A 17,384-nucleotide genomic window follows, 5' to 3' on the forward strand; every position below is an offset into this window, starting at 1 on the left:
CCGCGGAGACGAGAATGTAGCCCCGCGCCCCCAGATCTTCGCTCACTGCGACTCCGTCGATGGCAACGCCCGTAGATCCCCATAGGTTCATCGTGCCAGCGCCAACGGTGCTGGCACTGGCATCAGCGCTCGTAAAGAAGCTCACAGAAATAACGCGTGACTCATTGAGCGTAACGGTTAGCTCGGGGCCAAAAGGACTCGAACCTGTCACGCTGCTCGACCAGGAGATCGTATCCGTAGATGATTTCTGGTAGGAAGCTCGACCAACAAGATCGGCGGTCTGCTGCGCAAGGACAGAGATCTGACGCGCGAGCCCGTCGGCGGTGGCAGCCAGACCCTTGCCCGATGCGCTTGAATCAGACGCTAGCCGGTTTAGTGCAAGCTCGAGCGACTCCAGCCCTCCGTCGACATAACGCTTCCACGGCTGATCTGCGGGCCCACCGAGGGCGGCATCTGGGATCCTCGGCATGAGCCTAGTTTAGTCCGCTAAGTGGGGTCAGCTTCACGTCTCGGATCGTCTTACCAGCCCAGCGTGCATTCCACTGCCCGATAGTCTCACCGCTGCGGAAGACGTCCTTGATCGTGATGTCACGTTCTGCGGTGTAGGTGAGGGATCCAGGCGCCAGGGTCGATGAGCGGATGCGCAGCACGCAGTCGTCGCTGACCACTCGCGCCCCGGCGACGTTGCCGAATGCCTGGTTTACGAAGTCGCCGTCGACAAGGTCGCGGAGCGTCTCATTCCACTGTGCGATAGTCCCGCCAAGGCCAGGCTGAAGGCGGATACTGCCGATCGTGGCGCCGGGGTACAGGGCCTTGAGTTCGCCGATCGTGGGGTAGACGTAGGAGCCGGATTCGCCACTGCGGTTGATGCCCTTGGACTGCACGCTGATCGTGTGCCGCGCGCTGGAGTAGCGAGCCGCAGATCGCAGGAGGGCGTGATAAAGCTGGTCCCGCGTCTCGAAGAACTCGTTATCGACGGTGGCGCCGATCTCCTGCGGCGCCCGGTCGGCGTCCAGGCATGCGGGCAAGGTCATCTTCTGCTTGTTGAAGAACACGCCGGTACCGCGGATGCGCAGCGAAGAGTAGTAGTCGCTGGTACCAGCCGAGACGGCGATGCGGTAAGGCGCGTACTGCGTCTCGGAGGAGGCGGTGATCGTGACCTTGAGGCTCTTGGTGTCGTCTCCGATTTCCACCTTGACGGATCCGCCACCGGCAAGCCATTGCGCGGGCTGGATCGGTAGCCCGTCATTGCCAGCAACCGCGTAGACGCTGGATCCAGAATCGTTGCGGCCCACGAACGCAACGCACGTCGGCTGCTCTACCGAGGAAAGTGAAGCATCGATGTCGAGGTTGATTACGGTCGTCTCACCCGCGTTCAGGGTGTAGACGGTGACGTCCTCGCTCCACCCGCCGGGCGGGTACGCGAGCTGCGTTCCAGAGGCGTAGTCGTAGAAGTAGCCCTCTACGGACTGAGCTAGGTTCGACTCGTCGAGCGCCCACGAGGACTTCGCATCGCGGTAGTTCTCAGCCGTCCGGGTGCGCAGGGGGCGGAAGACGATGTTGCTTGAGGTCAGTGACACCTCGAACTTGCGTGCGGTCGCAAGCTTCTTGAGCTGGTCGTAGACGACCGCATTCCATCCGGGGAGCTTCACCGCGACGGGCTCGAGCGAAGAGTCAACAACGATGCCACTCGTCACCCCGCACAGTCCGAGGTAGTAGCGGATCGCATTGCCGAGGAGTCCGACGAAGGGTTGAGCCTGGCGCTTGACGGCGGTCAGCCCGAGTCGCGAGTCCGCGGTGATCTGGGCGGTAAGCCCGTCACCGCTGAGCCCGCGAACGATGCCGCTCGTCTTGCCCTGCGACCCGTCCTCCAGAGTGAGCGCTTTGCCGCTGAGGCTCTTGACACCGGCCTTGTCCCGGATGGGGAGCTGGATCTGTCCGTAGCCGCCGCTGGAATCATCTGGTGCGGTCGGGGTGGAGTCCTCGGTGATCGAGTACGCGCCCGTATTCCAGACGGGAAGCCCACCGATCGTGACATCGACGCCCGTGCCGCTCATGCGTAGTCCTCCTCTTCGATGAGCTTCACGGTCAGACCGACGCGCTCAGTTCGCGCGGCAAGGCGGTAGGGCGTTGCGCGGGGGATGCCGTCGAAGGAGCATCCACTTGTGCCCTGACCGAGGATGAAGCCGCCATTCAGGAAGAGCGGGATCGCGGGACCGGGAATGATCCCGCCGTACGGGCCAACGCCGTAACCGTCCAGGCCATATCCGGGCCCGGGAGCTGGGCTTGGGATCAGCCCGATCGGCACGACCTGAGCCATGATGCCAGCCAGCGTGGCGAACCCTGTCCCCGGCTCGACGCTGATTTCGAGTCCACCCTGATCAGCGCCGGGGACGAAGATGTGCGTGAAGCGCTGGTCCGTGTTCACACCCGCGATGGACATGACTTCCGGCGGCCCGACGTTGACGCCAGCGACCATCGGCTGAACCTGGATGCCCAGCGTCGATGCCGCATCGCCGTGCGCTCCGATAATCACGGCGGAGTCTGGAGGCATCGGGATGTAGAAGGTTCGACGCGGATCCGTCGACGTCAGGTCGTAGCGAGCCATGTTGACGGGGTAGTCCCACGACAGGTCCGGGTTGTTGATCCTCTTCGGTCGCACCAGCCCGGCCAGCGGGACGCCATCCTTTGCGCCGATGCCGGGTGCCGACCATGCCGGGTTAAGGATGTTCTGGTCGGCCGCTGCCGGGTCGACGAAGTAGATGTACCCGTCGCCGTAGATGCCGTGCGCATAGTCGGTGATCGCGCGAGCTTCTTCGCGTGTCATCACGTTCCACGTCAGCGAGTACTCCTGGTGCCCACTGGTCGAGCGGCGAGTGGCGACGCCACCGTTGAGGTAGTCGAGGCGGTCGCTGTAGCCGTTGGTTGACTGGTCGCGCCCGGGAGCGTCTGTCTTCACCCAGCGCATCTTGCGCTTGGTGCCGAAGTACATGTACCGCATCAGCCGGCCCTCCTTGAGACCGCAGCGCCGTTGGCGCCATTCACGGTCGCCTGCAATGTCTGGTTCGAGATCGTCAGCCCGACACGGTCGGCGATCTCAGCGAGCAGCGCCCGGTCGACGGGGGACAGCTCGACCATCCCCCCGACGGCGGCGAGTCCGCTCGGCATGAAGCCCTTGCCCGACTTCAGCAGGTTGTGGATCGTGTTCATCGCGTTCGGGCCACCGGCGTTGCGAACGGCTGGCGCCGACATGACGTACTCACGACCGTGCGTGATGCCCGCAGCCTGGTTCTCCGGCAGGTTACCCGTGTATCCACCCGACTTGAACAGTTTCAGGTTAGTGCCGGGCACGTTGTAGACAGGCTGGCCCTGGGTAAGGATGCGGAATGCAAGCGGGTTGTCGTTGAAGTAGTCGCCGACACCGCGCTTGACGCCCTCGCCGACCGTCTTGCCGGCCGCGTAGCCCGCGTCGAACCCGCCGCCGATGCCGCCGATCGTCGCGCTGGCCGTTGCCTCATTCGCCTTGGCGAGAAACTCGTTGAGGGCCTGGTACGCGGGGTCGGTGTTTGCGGTGACGGTGATGTTGCGCGGAACGTTGCGGATGATGGTTCCGAGGCTGTCGAAGGCCGCTGCGTAGCGGTCGACTTCTGTGCGGTTGTAGCCCATCTGGACGGCCTGCTGGATGAACTCCTGCTTCAGTCGCGCAGCCGTCGCCTGAAGGTCCGCCTGCTCCATGCCGTTCTCAGCGAGCGTCTTGATGTAGTCCTGGTAGTTGGTGACCAGGCCGAGGATCTCTGCGCGGTTGGCGATCGCTGCGTCACTGTTGCCGTCGAGGGTCTTCGTGGTCTTGTCCTGCGCGGTTGCAAGCTTCTTCTGGGTGTCGGCCTGCTTCTTGTCCAGGTCTGCCAGGTCCGCGCGCAGTTGCTGCGCGCGCAGGGCATCGCCGTAGTTCTCGGCGACCGAGAGCCAGTACTGCTTGATCGCGCGGTCGGCAGCCATGCCCTGCAAGTCGGTGACGTAGCCAGCCATCTCCTCGCGAGCGTCGGCGATTGTCGACGCGATCTTGGACCAGGAGCCCGTAATGGTGTCGAGGGCCTGCTGGTTGCCGAAGCGCAGATCGAACGCGCGCGACATGACGCCGCTGAGGTCGTTCGCGTAGTCGGTGAGCGTACGCACCTTCGCCGCCGCGCCATCCGCAGCGTCGCCGAGGCTCCCCGTTCCGCCATTGAGGTTGTCAGCAGTCAGGGCCGCCGTGTCGCCGAGCGAGGAAAGAGCGTCATCGGTGCTCGGCAGGCTGGCGGCGAAGTTACGAATCTGGTCGAACCCGGATCCGACCGCGCCGTCGAAGGCTGCGAGCCCGTCGGTGAAACCCGATCCAAAGACGCTGAGCGCGTCGCCGATGGGCTTGAGGATTGCCCCGATGAGCTGCCCAGCCTGCTGGAACATGCCCACGATGCCGGACAGGGGGCCGAGGAGCTGGCGGGCAACGGCGGTGACCACCGATATGACGGCGCGACCCCAGTTGACGAATCCCTGGGCGGCACCGACGACATCCTGACCGGTCTGGACAATGGAGTTGTAGATGACCTTTCCGACGAGATCGACGATCTGTGCGGCGGTGAGCGCGCTGCCCGAGAAGCGGTCGAACATGGCGGCGAGCCCACCGATGACGCCGAAGAGGTTGCGGAACGGGGTCGCGAACTTGCCGACCGAGTTGTACATCAGCTCGAGGAAGTTGACGACATCGATGATCGCGGGGCCGACACCGCCAGCCATCTGGATGAGCGTGCCGAGCAGAACGACCACAGCGCCGATGCCCGTGGCGATCATGGCACCCTTGAGCACCTTGAACGCGATCGCTGCACCGCCGGTTGCGGTCTGGAGTCCGAGGAGCGCTCCGACCAGGCCGCTCAGTCCCGTTGTCGTTCCGGCGGAGACGATGCCCAGCTCGACGGCGGCCGTCCTAACGGCTGCGAGAGACCCGACAGCGAGAGCGCTGACCGTGACGATGCCCGCCAGGGCAGCAGTGATGCCACCGATGGTTGCGGACAGAGTGACAAGACCCTGGCCGAGTGGGGTGTTGACGAAGGACGCGAAGCCCTGGGCAACCTTGGCCAGGAGATCGAGCACAGTGACGATCGCTGGGCCGAGGACAGCGCCGACGGCGGCTCCCGCCTCCTGGACGGCGTTGATGAAGATCTGCCAGCGGCTCGCGATGTCATCCACGACCATCGCATACTGGCGTCCGAGTTCCTTACCATCGCGGAAGGACTGCGAGGCGCCCGCAAGGGCCTGATCGTAGACCTCGAGGTTGGCGGCGACGCGGGTGAAGGTGTCAGCTACGCGAAGCTGCGAAAGCCCCAGCTCATCGAGAGCACGCGTGGCGTCGACCGTGTTGAGCTGGCTGAGTGATACCGCAAAATCCTTGAAGACCTGCGCGCCACGACCGCCGACGACATCGGCAGTGAGCTGTTGTGACGTGCGGCCGACGAGGGAGGCGAACAGGTCGAGCTTGTCGCCGCCTTCTGCCACGAGCTGGTTGAGCGTCTGGAAGTAGGTGGTCAGGGCGCCGCGCGCACGCTCAGGCGGCACTCGCAGCGACGCGAGCGCGCCCGCAAGGCCGACAACCTGATCGGCGGCGAAGCCTGCGGACGTTGCCTGCTGGCCGATCTCCCTGGTGAGCGAGAGGATCTCGGCATCAGTGGCCACGCTCGTACGCGCGACATACGCGATCGAGGAGCCGAGGTTCTCGTACTGGCTGGCGCCGACGCCGAGGATCTGACCGAGCGAGCCGAATGCCTGGGCACTGGCCTCAGCGGAGATGCCGGTAACGGCGGAGAACTTCGCGACCGTCTCCGTGAACCGGCCGATGTCCTGCGCCTGGATGCCGAGCTGGTTACCCAGGGTCGCGATCTCTGCGATGTTGGCGAACGACTGGGGGATCTCACGTGTGAGCCCGACGAGTTCCTTGCGCAGGCGTGCGACGGACTCGGTCGTTCCGCCGTCGAGCGTGCGCTGCACATTGGTGAACGCCGACTCCTGCTGAGCGGCGAGCACTCCGACTGCCGCGCCAGCGGACGTGATCGCCGTCGACAGCACGCCAGCAGTGGACGCTACGTCGTAGAGGGCATAGCGGAGCCTGGGGGAGGACTTCGAGGCGAGGGCGTTGACCTGCGCGTCGTAATCGGCGAGCCACTTCTGTGCACCCGTGATGTTGGACACGTTGCCCGCGTTGTCGAAGAACCCGCTGACACCGGAGGAGATCGAACTGCGTGCAGACTGGCTTTTCGCCGCGGCGTAGCGCTCAGCGACAGCCTTGTTCACCGCCTGCTCGGCCGCCTCCATCTGGCGAAGCTTGCCGATGACCGAAACGGTCTGCGCTTCATAGGCGGCAAGCGTGGCCCGCCGCTCGCCGATCGTCATGTTCTCGGCGGACTTCGCGGGAATCGCGCTGGCACCGAACTGGCTCATCACCGAGCGCTGCGAAGCGTCGCGCTGCGCCTTCTGGGCGGCGAGGAGGCTCTTGGAGTACGCGTCCCACCCCGTAGCCGCACGAGTGGCGTCTTGCGAGGACTGGCGGGCGGCGGAGCCCGCTGAGCCGACATCCGTGGAGAGCTTGGACGCTGTCGACGACAGGCGCGACATGTCGCGCTCGAGCCGGTCGAAGCTCTTGTCGAGAGCGATCCCCTCATCGCGCACGCGCGCGATCGCGTCTTCGACTTGCTTGGCGCCGTCGGCGATGAACCTGAGGCGGGCTACCGCATCGAGTTCAGCCATTGCGCCCGTCTCCGTCTATGCCGTTCGTCCTATCAGTTTAGTGGACTAATCTGCGGCGTCCGCGGGCTCGTCTTCCTCATCGGGGGCCATCAGATCGGCGTAGTAACGGTCACGGTACTTATGCAACGGCAGGTCGATGCGTGAGTAGAACTCAGCCTTAACTGAGACCTTCTCGTCGTCATCCTTGTGCTTTTCCTCATAGAGCCGCACCTCCTGGGTCGCGTAGCACGCCGGCGTATCGACGACTTTGACCTGGAGGGTGGGATCAGCGTTCCGACATAGCCAGATGGGTCCGCCGTGCTCGGGGCACGTCTCGTTCTTATAGCGCTCGTAGGCGAGCGAAATGAGCACATCCATCTGCGAGTAGGGCTTGCGATTGTCCTCGCCGAGGATCATCGTTGTTGGGCGTACCCCTGCCCGGATCGCTGCCTCGATGGCCTCGACAAAAACCGACCCGGCATTCGACCAAAGGTACGACGTCAAAAATCCACGTCGTCGGTGGCCGAGCGCGCAATGTGCGCCTGCGCCGACAGCTCATCGAACGCTTCGACGAGCTTCGGGAACTCGCTGCGGGGGAGAAGCTCTCGGAACGTGCGGGTGTCCTCGACGCTCAGCGAGTGGTGCGTGCTTCCCGTCTCGTTGTCGACCCAGGAAGTGACGGCCGACGCGATGAGGACGTTGTACAGCTCCTCGTTGAACTCATCCAGGCGCCCTTCGGGCACCTTTCCCTTGATCTCGAGGTTGTGCTTCGCCTGCCGGCGCGCATCCTTGATGATCAGTTCGGGGACCGCGCGCAGCGTGAACGCGAATGACGTCTTGTTGAGCTTGGCGAGAAGCTTCCTCGCCTCGGTGCGAAGCTCGGGCATGCGCGCTTCGATCTTCTCGATCTCGGGCGCGGCGTCATCCTCGGTGATCTCGCCGTTCTCGATCTGCATGGCGAGCCGCTCAGCGCGCTCGTTCAGGAGATCCAGCTCTCCGAGAACTCCCCAGCGACGCTTGTCGCCGGACTTGAAGGTGGTCCCCGGGATCAGCAGATCCTCAGCGCCGCCGAGCGCTTCGCCCGTCTCCTCGTCCGTGTAGACATTGATCGTCTTCTCTCGGCGAGTGATACCAAGCAGGCGTTCGCGCAGGTTCATGTTGCTACGCGCTTCATCAACGATCTCTTCGATCTCGATCTGGTCGTTCTTCTTGCCCACGGCGGAGCCTCCTTCTTTAAGTGGTCAGGATCCAGTTTAGTGGACTAAATCTGCAAACGTGCGGCGGCCCATCAGGAGTGCGGCGCAACTCGATCCGGGTGCCTCCCTAGGCTGCGGCGGCGAAGAGTCTCGCGGTGACGTGCGCTCCGTGCTGGTCGAGGGTGAGGGGTCGGTGGTAGTAGTGCGCGGTGGTGCGGATGTCGGAGTGGTCGGCGAACTCTTGCGCCTCATGCATGGGTACGCCGGCGTTGACGAGCGCGCTGATCGCGGCATGGCGGAGCGTGTGCGGGTGCACGTTGTCGGGGAGTCCTGCGCGCGTGGCGGCGCGTTTGAACCAGTCGTACGCGCCGCGGCGGTTCTGCTGGCGGCCCGTACGGGTGAGGATCACCGGCCCGGTCGTGCGGTCACCGATCGCGCGGCGGAGGATGCGGAGCAGTGGGACGGGTATCGGCATCCGTGACGTCTTCCCGCCCTTGCGGGTCGCGGTGAGGACGACGTAGCCGAGCGTATCTTCGGTGAGGTCTTCGATCTGCACGGCGCACGCTTCGGACACTCGGAGGCCGAGCATCGCCATCAACGCGATCAGCGCGTGGTGCGCCGGCGACATGGTCTCTGCCGCATGGAGCAGTTGCCCGACTTGCGCTGGGGTGAGGTAGGCGATGGTGGACCGGTCGACGTGCCACCTGGGCATGCGCATAAGCATCGTCGGGTCACGGTCGATGAGTTCGTCGACGACGGCGAGACGGTAGAAGGATCGGATCGTCTGCAAGCGCCGGCACGCCGAGCGGGGACTGTTGCCCCGCTCAATGGTCAGGTGGCGGCCGAATGCTTCGAGGTGCGGTCGGCGTGCGTCGAGCGGGTCGAGCTGCTGCTCCGCGCACCATGCGAAGAACAGCCGCAGGTCGAGTTCGTAGAGGCGGCGGGTGCCGGCGGTGTACCGGTCGAGAAACCCTGTGCGGGCGATCTCGGCGAGGGGGCTGGGTTGGGTGCGCGTTGGCGCGGTAGTGTCGCTCACGGCGATCTCCACTCATCCTGGATGTTGCCAAGGCCCGGCCGGTGCTCCAACACCGGTTCGGGCCGCTCCCGTCTTTGGGAGCCTCCCAGCCTACGACGCCCCTCGGACACAGCGGCCGGTGTTCGCGCACGACGAAAGCCCCCGACCGGCCCGTGAGGGCCAGCCGGGGGCTGTGTCGTGATGCTGAACTATCGATGGAGCAGTGGTCAGGTTCGAGCGACAGTATGGACCCGCTAACCTGGCGGCATGGGGAAACGACGTCGCTCGAAGCGCAGTCCAGCGCTGCCTTGGTCGATCGCTGGTGTCGCAGTTCTCGCGATCCTCGCGATCGCGTTGACGGTGGCCGCTCTTCGATCCGGCCCGGCCGCGCCCAACGTCGCTGATTTCACGCCCAAACCCATGCCGACCCAAACGCAGCTTCCTCGCGCTGCGTTCCTTGGGGACTCGTACATCGAAGGCTATGGCGCAACCGCGAACACGATTCCGGCGCAGGTCTCGAAGGCCATGAACTGGCAGATGTTCGCGATGGGTCAATCGGGAACCGGCTACCTTGCTGACGGTGGAGGCGGCGCCAGGGCGCCATATCCGGGCCGCTCGAGCGGTGTGCCAGCGAAGAGTTCCGTGGTGATGATCTCCGGCGGACTCAACGACGTGAAGCTCTACCCGCAGAATCCCGGGGCATTCCGCGCAGCCGTGCGAGAGACGATCGGGAATGCGAAGACCGCGGCACCGGACGCCAAGGTCGTCGTCGTCGGGATCTACTGGCCGTACCCGGACGTGACCAGCGACGTCGAAGAGATGAACACCATCATCCTTGAATCCGCACGTGATCTTGGGGCGATGACGATTGACCCCCTTGGCGAGTCGTGGATGAGCACGATGGCCGCAGACGGCCTTCTCCAAGACGACAAGTACCACCCGAACCAGGCGGGCTACGACTACCTCGCAACCCGCCTGGTCAGCGCCATTCAGGCTCTCGGGATCTGACCGCGACTACAGCGTTTAGCTGGCGCACCCCGTGGAAGTCACCGCGATCGCCCAGCGCTCAAGGGGCCCCGTCACACGCACGCAACGTGCGCATGACATGATTCGTCTATGCAGCCGGACACTCTGATGCGAGCCTCGCTGGTCGTCGTGGCTGCTGCGATCTTAGTGACGCTCCTTGCAGGCCCCGGAACGGTCATCACGACAGTCGCGATGTGCGCCATGCTCGTATTCGTTCTGGTTGCGATCGGAGCGGCGTTGGTAGAGCGTCTCTCTCAGTTCAGAACGAACAAGAGTGCACGTGATGACGAGGTCTAAGCCCCGCGCGGCATACCGCAGTATCGCGGGAGCGGCGATCATCTTCGCCTTCGGCTACGCGTTCATCCCGTCTTTGCTTCAGGTCACCCTCGGTAGCAGGCCAGTAGCGCAGCTCGGCGAGACCTTCGCTCAGACCTCTCTCAGCGCAACCTCGCAAGCCATCCTGCAAGCACTCGTCGTGGTCACCACGGCGGCCGCGTTTGTTCATGATGCGCTTCGAAGGACGTTGAGGTTCCCCCGGTGGCTCTGGCTCTATCTAGCTCCCTGCGCTGCCGTTACAGTGTCGAGCTACATTGCGTCCCACACCGTCGGCGTAGCGGTGATCATCTACGCACTGATCGGCGTCCTGATCGCAAGCTACGACGATCCGATTCGGCTCATCCGACTTATCGGACGCCTCACCGTCGTCATTGCTGTCGTCTCGATAGCCATGGGCATTCTTCTGCCGTCAGTCGCCTTGATGAGCCAAGCCGGCGTACCGGATGCCAAGGCGTTTATCGGCGACACTCTCCTTGTCGGGCCGACCTACCACCCGAACAATCTCGGACAGACACTAGCTCTCGGACTCCCCACGGTACTTCTCCTGGAGAAGCCGAGGTCACGCGCAATCAGCGTGGTCATCGTCCTCTTCGGACTGCTCTGGACCGGATCACGTACCGGCCTCACAGCTGGAATTCTCGGACTCCTGGTCGCCGGAATCTGGTACGTGTTGACGCATCGCGCCGACTTCCTCGCCAGAGTCCTTCTGATTGGCATCTACGTTGCTGTGGTTCCAATCACGTTCCTCATCGTGCTTCTCAACAACGATCCTGCTGCCTATTCCGGGCGCGGATACATCTGGTCGCGGTCCCTTGAGTTCGCGCACGGAAGTCCGATCCTCGGCTTCGGCGTTGACGTCTACTACCGAATATCCGAAAGCCAATCCAACTTTGGCGCGCTCGCTTACCACGGTCACAATATGGCCGTGAACACCTTGCTACTGGCGGGAGGCGTCGGGCTAGCTGCCCTCGTCGTCCTGTGGCTCGTCATGCTCCGCCACTCCTGGCGACTGGGCCGTCTTGGATATTGGGCGCTGACGCCCTGGCCCGTTACTTTCGTTGTTCTCGGCTGGCTTGAGTCTCCCACCAACTTCTACTCGTTCTCCTACATCTCCTGGGTGGCATGGCCGATGCTCGCGCTCTCCCTGTCCAGCCTTCGGAAACTGGAGAGCGCGAGCATCGCCGCATCAACGACGATGGTGCCGACGATGGCCGGTAGCTAGAGTCCGCACCGCTTCGCGAACGCGACAAGATCTGCGGGAGGGAAGGCTCCCGCATTCAGATGCCCGCTCGTGTTGTGCGTCACCAGCCCCGCTTCGGCGGCAACCGATCCGATCTTCGTCCGGAACGCATCGACGTTGGCCGACTTCGCGACACTCGCGTCAGAACTCGACGCGTAGAAGCGGTAGCGCCGACCACCGAATGCTGATGCCGAGATCTGCATCGGATCGTTCGCCGCCGGAATGCCGCCGACGGCAGAGATGCCGTACGCAGCGTTGATCGCGGACGTATAGCCTCCGGAGTTGCCGGTGTAAGCCCAGACGAGGTCCAGCACCGCGTCACTCACTGCGACACCCGCGATGTTCGGGACGGTGCCACGGGCTGCCGCGATCATCGACGCCAGACCACCCATGGAGCCACCGACGAGCAGCGTCTTGGAGACAGGACGGATCCCGTTGATCAGCGTGTGCAGATTCGCGATATCTGTCTGCGCCTGGTCGTTACCCCAGTTCGCGTCGTGCATGCGAGATGCCGCGACCATCCACCCCTCCTGCACAGCCGCGTGCACCCACGGGTAGACATTGACGCCATGTGCGATCTGCTCCGTCTGCGTGTACGGGTGCGACCAGATGAGGAGTGGAGCAGCCCCGGTTCCGGGAGGCATCCAGTAACGGACGGGCTGGCCCGCCGAGTCAACGGTATCCACGAAGTCGACGCCGTTGCGTTGCGCCCCAGTGGTTGCAATCCCCCACTTCTTCGCGAGCGCTGCCGTGACGGCGGCGACTCGAGCCGGCGTGATGGGCGAGGTCGAAACGATGAGGTCGCCGTAGTCGAATGTGACTCCGGCGGGCAGAGCAACTCCGAGGCCCGAGCCGATGAAGAGGTTTCCGAGCACGCCGCTGCCCTGTTGCTGAGTTCCCGACGTCGATCCGACGAGATAGCCGTCGACGTAGATCCGCCATCCAGCAGTCGTCATCGTCGCGACCACGACGTGCACGGCTCCGTCGGTGAGTTCCGGCCCCTGGACGTTCCCCGCCGTTCCGGCGTTGACGTAGAGGGCCTGGCCCTGCTGCGCGAGTTGGAGGTTCGCTCCAGACGCGCCGAAAACCAGATGGTTGGAAGCCGTCGCCGCGGACGCCGTGATCCGGATGACGAAGACGAAACTCAGCGGCTGAGGATGCCCGCCGGACGGAGCCGTGTCGTTGATCGACGTGACGTTGCGCAGGTAGGAGGACGTCGCGCAGCGCACCATCTTGTGAGGCCGACCCTCAGCATCGGTGATCGCGGCTGCGAGGACCGTAGGCTTTGCCGCCGGGGTGAGATTGAAGGTGACTCCGCCCCAGCGAGCCGCCCATGTTGAGATGCTCGCTCCGTTCGACCCGGGAACATCGTCGGGGTCGAAGTGCGCGAGCACACCACCCATATCGCGCTCAGGGATGAACTCGTCGAGACGATAGCCGGACCCGCGGTAGTCAGTCATGTAGCCCATTGCTCAGACCTCCTCGAACGTGATGTCAGCGATTTCGGCGGCGGGTACGGCGGTCACCTGCGCGAGCGTCCTATCGAGCGTGATCACGACGATCGTGGACGGCGGGAGGGTGTGACCATCCGAGGTGCGCACTGCCACAAAGGCGGCGGATAGTTCAGCAGCCCCCAGTCGCGTCGGCAGGTTCGCATCCGGCACCCTGGAGTCTGAATCCAGCGGGGCAACGCCGGACGCAGCACCCTTCTGCGTGGAAGGGATAGCCGCGTCGACGGCGTCGCTCAGGGTTTCAAGAGCGGCATTGATCTTGCCGTCCCAGGGGATTTCGCCGCGAGCCGGCAGGTTAAGTGTCGGCATCCTGAAACCCCTTAGCTGACAGTGATGGACTTGGGCGTGCCCGCGGCGGAGCCGGGGTAGGTGGCGCTGATGTTCACCGGTCCCGCCGCGATGCCGATCACGCGGCCGTGCGGCGTTACGACAGCCTTAGTCTCGTCGCTCGAGACCCAGTTGGCGCCGACGGTGATGTCGTTGCCTTCGTAGGTAGCCTTGAGCTGAATCGACGCGCCGACGGTGACCGTGGATCCGCCGGCGATCGTCACGGCCGTCGCAACGGCAGAAGGGACGATGCGGTTGACGCCGACGCCGCCCTTTTGGCGGAAGTTGATCGAGTAGTAGCGGTTCTTGTTGCCGCGCTGCTCGTTGTTGGCGTCGGTGATGACGTGGTAGTCGTTGAACACCTGGCCGGCGGCCCACGCAGTAGAGGCGGGGTAGCCGTCGCGCTGGGCGAGGACCAGCTCAGTGTGCGGTGTGCTCACGAGCTGGCGAACGACGCGTGCCTTGGACGTGAGGTCCGTCGGCAATGGCGGGAAGAACGAGATGCTACCGCCGAAGTTCTCGTAGCCGCGCGTCGAGGTCGTCGACGAGTCGGTGAGAACGCGGTCCTCGTCGGTGTCGGACGAGTCGATCTTGAAGTCGTAGCCGTCCCACTTGGTGTCGTCGGAGGCATTGGTCAGCGTGTCGAGTTCGGCCTTCGTGGGCTTGTAGACGTCAGCGACAGCGGACTTCACTCCGATGAAGAGTCCAGTGTTCTTATTGGACGAGATTTTCGTAGCGGGCATCGTCTAGCTCCTTACGCGGCCAGGTTACGGGGGCCGAGCGCGGCCTTCTTGATGAAGGACTGCATGATCTTCTGCTTCTTGCCGTCCGCGTGAACGTTCTGCGGGTGATCGGTGTGCACGTAGTACGTGTAGATCTCCTGGCCCACGGCGAAGGCAGTCGAGGAGTCATAGCCGACGCGGTGGACGATGATGTAGGGAACATCCGCCTTGAACGTCAGGTTCTTCCAGAGGTTGAAGACACTGTCGGTGGCCGCGGGGTTCGCGTCGCGGTACCCAGAGATCTCAGCGTCGAAGTTCAGCTCGCCGAGATCGACGGAGTTACCCGGGTCGCAGAGAGTCTTGTCTTCCTCTTCGGTAGAGTCCGTCATGTTCAGCGTAAAGCTGTCCGCAGCGATCGCGCACGTCACGTTGCCGCCGGCGCCTGCGTTGGCGTGAGCGGGCGTGGTGACGGCGGCGTAGTAGTTGATGTTCGCCGCGGTCAGCGCATCCCAGTCGACGAGGCCCGTGGGCAGAACCGCCTTGGGAGAGCCGAGCACCTCGTAGGCGCCGATCAAAACCACCGTGTCGGTTTCGTTGATGATTTTGTCGACCATGTCTACTTCTCCTCAGCCTTCGCGGCCTTGCGGGTCTGGGAGGCGACCTGCGCGACGGCCTCCTTGGGGATGGGCGTGTAGGCGAGGGGCTTCGCGTCAGGCGCGACTTCCTCGAGTTCGGGAACGAAGTCGGCGACGCGGGGGCTCAACTGCTGAAGCAGGCCAGTTCGCTTGTGGCGATAGCTCTTCAGGTCCGTCATACCTTCAATGGTAGAGGCGAATTAGTCCACTAAAACGAAGCGGGAAGGCTTAAGCGGGTGCTACCCAGTCGACGTTAACTGTGGATTCAAGAAAAATCCCGGCGATGAACTGCGATGGGGTCTTGCCCGTCGCGGGGCGATTCGTTCCGTAGCCCCCCTTGGCCTCGAACGGGTCGGCAGTTGCGCTGGGTGCCCAGTCGACGAGCAGGTCGAACAGGGCTGCCGCAACAGCCGCAGCAGAGTCGGCATCACCCGCGATACACGCGGCGTTGAGGGGGAGTGTGTGGGGCTGGCCCTTCTCGGGGTTAGCAAGCATGCGATCGCTCATCACGCGCACCGGGGCGCCGAAGTCGAGGACGATGTACGGCTTGACCTTGCCGTCCGGGCCGATGGGGACTGTCTGGTCATCGGGCAGAGCCGACTCCCACACGCGACCACCGACCAGCGTCTTCACGCGCGCCAGCGTTGCGCGCCGTTCTGCGAGTCCGTTCGCAGCCATCAGTGAACCTCCAGACCCATCGCTTGCAGACGCTCACGGAGGCGCTCGCGCCCCTTGACGTAGGACTGCTGGAGAGCGGACATCGCGCGGATCTTGGTGGTTCCGTACTCCTGCGCCAGATAATACGGTTCAACGTTATTCACCCAGCCCCAGGTGAGTACCACGGCGCCATCGATGTCGGATTCCAAGGCGGCCTTGATGTCCCGAGCCATAGAGCCGGTGTCGACACGGCCTGCGATACCCTGACCAGCGGCTTCGCGGAGGTCACCGGTTGCCGTGCGCGCGGCGATGAGGATCGAGTACATCTCGTCGACCACTTCACGCGCAATGTCGTCGAGAACCTGGCGTGCGTCGACTTCGATCTGGTCGATGATGGCGTGGATCTCGTGCTCGAGATCCTTGATGTCGAAGCCCTGCCACTGGATACCGATCACGGTGCATCCTCGGTGACGGGCTTCTGCTCGGTCATCGTCTCGATGGTGCGAAGCGGGGCGTGCGAGGAGTTGACGGCGGAGATGACCTGATAGCTGAGCGCGGAAAGCGCGGGATCCTTGCCGCCGCGGTAGCGCACGACGAGACCCTGCGTGATAGCGGGGTCATTCTCGCGCAACTCCATCTGGAAGCGGAAGCGCCGGCGCGCCGTCCAGCCGTTGCTGTCGTTAGTCTCGAGCGGCATGCGGATGTGCTGTGCGCGAGCGGCTCGCCAGTCAATGATCACCTGATCCGGCGTTCCGCCCGTGACTTCATCTGTCACCGGGTCGTAGGTTCCGGGCGTCCCCGGCTTGATGACGCACAGCTCGCCGTCCATGAACTCCTGGGCGACCTGGAAGATCGAGGCCGCCCAGTCCTTTTGGATAGGCTTCATGGGCATGATGCCAGTTTAGTGGGCTAATCGATGGGGGCTACGGGGTGGACGTCAGCCAGGCTGCCGATGAACGCTGCGCTGCGCCCGCGGAAGATCGCACTGTTGTAAGGCTTGCGTGGCACGATCAGAAGGATGTCAACCTCGCCCCACGTTATGCCGCGGTGGAGGGCACGATCTCCCGCGTGGAAGTGCGACTGCCGCGCACGCTCAGCAGCGATCGGGCGGAGCGCGCGCGCCTGGCGAGTGGTGCGGATCCTAGGCACCTTGCTCCCGTCCTTCCGAACTGGTCACCTTGAGAAGTGGCGCATCGCCGCCGTAGTTGCCGAGGTGACGCAGACCCAGCGGGTTCCGCATACCGCCCGGGTGGTGATGGTTCGCGGCTGTCTGCTGCTGGATCTGGAAGTCGATCGGCAGCCCGGTCCGGGCCGCGAGGTACTCACCGATCGCGAGCCCCAGGAGCGCGAGGCCACGCTTGCCGACCGCCTTGCGCAGACGCCCGTAGCGCTCGTCGGCGAGGATTAGCCGCACGTCGACATCGCGGTACTCCTGGCGGGTGACGGCTGTTCCGACGAGGTACGGCGGCTCGAACGCTTCCGCGATCGGCTTGCACGCCTCATCGAGCAGGAACATCTGACGCGGGCTCAGAGCGCTCACTCCGAGGCCCCCGCTCGGAGTGCCAATCGTTCCCACATCGGCATGTCGGCATCGTCCAGCGCCTCGGAGAACTCCATCAGCCCTGGAACGCCTGCGTGAGTCCCGAACGGATGCCACCCGCGCGGCGGTCCACTCGGCTGGGGTCCCGTGCAACTTGGGGTCGCCAGGCAGTGCTCGAACGCGTCTCCGCCGCAGTGGGGACATGGATCGGTCAGTTGAGCGGTCGTCTTGCTCATGCCGCCACCGCCTGATGGGCGCACCGCTCGCCCTCGAGCCAGTTCTCGAAGCACTCCTCACGGACACGCCATGTGCCGTTGACGCCGGTGTGCATGCCGTGGAGCTTGCCAGCTTTCAGCGCACGCATGAGCGTGTACCGCGAAAGGCCGGACCTTCTCTCCATCTCCGACATCTTCAAGATCACAG

General features: G+C 64.1%; 18 protein-coding genes. 2 read left to right on the forward strand and 16 right to left on the reverse strand.

What is annotated here, in order from left to right; genetic code table 11:
- Positions 1 to 473 precede the first annotated feature (473 nt).
- The 6 genes from BGN98_RS08745 to BGN98_RS08770 all read right to left on the reverse strand — a co-directional run bounded on the left by BGN98_RS08745 (position 474) and on the right by BGN98_RS08770 (position 8,988).
- Positions 474 to 2,057, reverse strand: coding sequence for a hypothetical protein (locus BGN98_RS08745; protein ID WP_288120891.1), 1,584 nt, complete (start codon positions 2,055 to 2,057; stop codon positions 474 to 476).
- Positions 2,054 to 3,001, reverse strand: a complete 948-nt coding sequence (locus tag BGN98_RS08750; protein WP_288120893.1) for a hypothetical protein — start codon at positions 2,999 to 3,001, stop codon at positions 2,054 to 2,056. The genes BGN98_RS08745 and BGN98_RS08750 overlap by 4 nt, the downstream gene beginning before the upstream one ends.
- Positions 3,001 to 6,777 (reverse strand): phage tail tape measure protein, encoded by a 3,777-nt coding sequence (locus BGN98_RS08755; protein ID WP_288120895.1) that lies wholly within the window; start codon positions 6,775 to 6,777, stop codon positions 3,001 to 3,003. Before BGN98_RS08755 ends, BGN98_RS08750 begins: the two co-directional genes overlap by 1 nt.
- A 45-nt stretch (positions 6,778 to 6,822) precedes the next feature.
- On the reverse strand, positions 6,823 to 7,173 hold the full coding sequence (locus tag BGN98_RS08760) for a hypothetical protein (RefSeq protein ID WP_288120897.1): 351 nt from the start codon (positions 7,171 to 7,173) through the stop codon (positions 6,823 to 6,825).
- An 83-nt stretch (positions 7,174 to 7,256) separates the two neighbouring features.
- Positions 7,257 to 7,973: a hypothetical protein gene (locus tag BGN98_RS08765; RefSeq protein WP_288120899.1), complete on the reverse strand. Its 717-nt coding sequence runs from the start codon at positions 7,971 to 7,973 to the stop codon at positions 7,257 to 7,259.
- A 106-nt stretch (positions 7,974 to 8,079) separates the two neighbouring features.
- On the reverse strand, positions 8,080 to 8,988 hold the full coding sequence (locus tag BGN98_RS08770; protein ID WP_288120901.1) for a tyrosine-type recombinase/integrase: 909 nt from the start codon (positions 8,986 to 8,988) through the stop codon (positions 8,080 to 8,082).
- A 246-nt stretch (positions 8,989 to 9,234) separates the two neighbouring features.
- Between BGN98_RS08770 and BGN98_RS08775 the strand changes: the two genes are divergently transcribed.
- Together BGN98_RS08775 and BGN98_RS08780 are read left to right on the forward strand one after the other, a co-directional pair.
- Complete coding sequence (locus BGN98_RS08775; protein ID WP_288120902.1) at positions 9,235 to 9,975, forward strand: SGNH/GDSL hydrolase family protein; 741 nt, start codon at positions 9,235 to 9,237, stop codon at positions 9,973 to 9,975.
- A gap of 301 nt (positions 9,976 to 10,276) precedes the next feature.
- On the forward strand, positions 10,277 to 11,551 hold the full coding sequence (locus BGN98_RS08780; protein WP_288120904.1) for an O-antigen ligase family protein: 1,275 nt from the start codon (positions 10,277 to 10,279) through the stop codon (positions 11,549 to 11,551).
- Here the strand turns inward: BGN98_RS08780 and BGN98_RS08785 are convergent.
- The 10 genes from BGN98_RS08785 to BGN98_RS08830 all read right to left on the reverse strand — a co-directional run bounded on the left by BGN98_RS08785 (position 11,548) and on the right by BGN98_RS08830 (position 17,361).
- Complete coding sequence (locus BGN98_RS08785) at positions 11,548 to 13,029, reverse strand: LamG-like jellyroll fold domain-containing protein (protein ID WP_288120906.1); 1,482 nt, start codon at positions 13,027 to 13,029, stop codon at positions 11,548 to 11,550. The genes BGN98_RS08780 and BGN98_RS08785 overlap by 4 nt on opposite strands.
- 12 nt (positions 13,030 to 13,041) lie before the next feature.
- Positions 13,042 to 13,389 (reverse strand): hypothetical protein, encoded by a 348-nt coding sequence (locus BGN98_RS08790; RefSeq protein ID WP_288120907.1) that lies wholly within the window; start codon positions 13,387 to 13,389, stop codon positions 13,042 to 13,044.
- 11 nt (positions 13,390 to 13,400) lie between these two features.
- Positions 13,401 to 14,150 (reverse strand): phage tail tube protein, encoded by a 750-nt coding sequence (locus tag BGN98_RS08795; RefSeq protein ID WP_288120909.1) that lies wholly within the window; start codon positions 14,148 to 14,150, stop codon positions 13,401 to 13,403.
- Positions 14,151 to 14,161: 11 nt separating this feature from the next.
- A complete protein-coding gene (locus BGN98_RS08800; protein ID WP_288120910.1) occupies positions 14,162 to 14,743 on the reverse strand; it encodes a phage tail tube protein in 582 nt (193 codons plus the stop codon).
- Between the two features lie 2 nt (positions 14,744 to 14,745).
- Complete coding sequence (locus BGN98_RS08805; RefSeq protein WP_288120912.1) at positions 14,746 to 14,943, reverse strand: hypothetical protein; 198 nt, start codon at positions 14,941 to 14,943, stop codon at positions 14,746 to 14,748.
- A gap of 49 nt (positions 14,944 to 14,992) precedes the next feature.
- Positions 14,993 to 15,442 (reverse strand): hypothetical protein, encoded by a 450-nt coding sequence (locus BGN98_RS08810; RefSeq protein ID WP_288120913.1) that lies wholly within the window; start codon positions 15,440 to 15,442, stop codon positions 14,993 to 14,995.
- Complete coding sequence (locus tag BGN98_RS08815; RefSeq protein WP_288120915.1) at positions 15,442 to 15,876, reverse strand: hypothetical protein; 435 nt, start codon at positions 15,874 to 15,876, stop codon at positions 15,442 to 15,444. The genes BGN98_RS08810 and BGN98_RS08815 overlap by 1 nt, the downstream gene beginning before the upstream one ends.
- A complete protein-coding gene (locus tag BGN98_RS08820; protein WP_288120917.1) occupies positions 15,873 to 16,313 on the reverse strand; it encodes a DUF6093 family protein in 441 nt (146 codons plus the stop codon). The genes BGN98_RS08815 and BGN98_RS08820 overlap by 4 nt, the downstream gene beginning before the upstream one ends.
- Positions 16,314 to 16,562: 249 nt before the next feature.
- On the reverse strand, positions 16,563 to 16,961 hold the full coding sequence (locus tag BGN98_RS08825) for a hypothetical protein (protein ID WP_288120919.1): 399 nt from the start codon (positions 16,959 to 16,961) through the stop codon (positions 16,563 to 16,565).
- A 232-nt stretch (positions 16,962 to 17,193) separates the two neighbouring features.
- Positions 17,194 to 17,361 (reverse strand): helix-turn-helix domain-containing protein, encoded by a 168-nt coding sequence (locus tag BGN98_RS08830; protein WP_288120920.1) that lies wholly within the window; start codon positions 17,359 to 17,361, stop codon positions 17,194 to 17,196.
- Positions 17,362 to 17,384: the final 23 nt, after the last annotated feature.

Source organism: Microbacterium sp. 69-7 (genome assembly GCF_001897985.1).
In the GTDB taxonomy this organism is placed as follows: Bacteria; Actinomycetota; Actinomycetes; order Actinomycetales; family Microbacteriaceae; genus Microbacterium; species Microbacterium laevaniformans.

What these genes read in the sequence shown, in the direction of transcription:
- BGN98_RS08810 (WP_288120913.1), bottom strand. Translation starts at nt 15,442, where the DNA reads ATGGCTGCGAACGGACTCGCAGAACGGCGCGCAACGCTGGCGCGCGTG.
- BGN98_RS08780 (WP_288120904.1), top strand. Translation starts at nt 10,277, where the DNA reads ATGACGAGGTCTAAGCCCCGCGCGGCATACCGCAGTATCGCGGGAGCG.
- BGN98_RS08750 (WP_288120893.1), bottom strand. Translation starts at nt 3,001, where the DNA reads ATGCGGTACATGTACTTCGGCACCAAGCGCAAGATGCGCTGGGTGAAG.
- BGN98_RS08805 (WP_288120912.1), bottom strand. Translation starts at nt 14,943, where the DNA reads ATGACGGACCTGAAGAGCTATCGCCACAAGCGAACTGGCCTGCTTCAG.
- BGN98_RS08755 (WP_288120895.1), bottom strand. Translation starts at nt 6,777, where the DNA reads ATGGCTGAACTCGATGCGGTAGCCCGCCTCAGGTTCATCGCCGACGGC.
- BGN98_RS08760 (WP_288120897.1), bottom strand. Translation starts at nt 7,173, where the DNA reads ATGATCCTCGGCGAGGACAATCGCAAGCCCTACTCGCAGATGGATGTG.
- BGN98_RS08795 (WP_288120909.1), bottom strand. Translation starts at nt 14,150, where the DNA reads ATGCCCGCTACGAAAATCTCGTCCAATAAGAACACTGGACTCTTCATC.
- BGN98_RS08790 (WP_288120907.1), bottom strand. Translation starts at nt 13,389, where the DNA reads ATGCCGACACTTAACCTGCCGGCTCGCGGCGAAATCCCCTGGGACGGC.
- BGN98_RS08830 (WP_288120920.1), bottom strand. Translation starts at nt 17,361, where the DNA reads ATGGAGAGAAGGTCCGGCCTTTCGCGGTACACGCTCATGCGTGCGCTG.
- BGN98_RS08800 (WP_288120910.1), bottom strand. Translation starts at nt 14,743, where the DNA reads ATGGTCGACAAAATCATCAACGAAACCGACACGGTGGTTTTGATCGGC.
- BGN98_RS08820 (WP_288120917.1), bottom strand. Translation starts at nt 16,313, where the DNA reads ATGCCCATGAAGCCTATCCAAAAGGACTGGGCGGCCTCGATCTTCCAG.
- BGN98_RS08745 (WP_288120891.1), bottom strand. Translation starts at nt 2,057, where the DNA reads ATGAGCGGCACGGGCGTCGATGTCACGATCGGTGGGCTTCCCGTCTGG.
- BGN98_RS08785 (WP_288120906.1), bottom strand. Translation starts at nt 13,029, where the DNA reads ATGACTGACTACCGCGGGTCCGGCTATCGTCTCGACGAGTTCATCCCT.
- BGN98_RS08775 (WP_288120902.1), top strand. Translation starts at nt 9,235, where the DNA reads ATGGGGAAACGACGTCGCTCGAAGCGCAGTCCAGCGCTGCCTTGGTCG.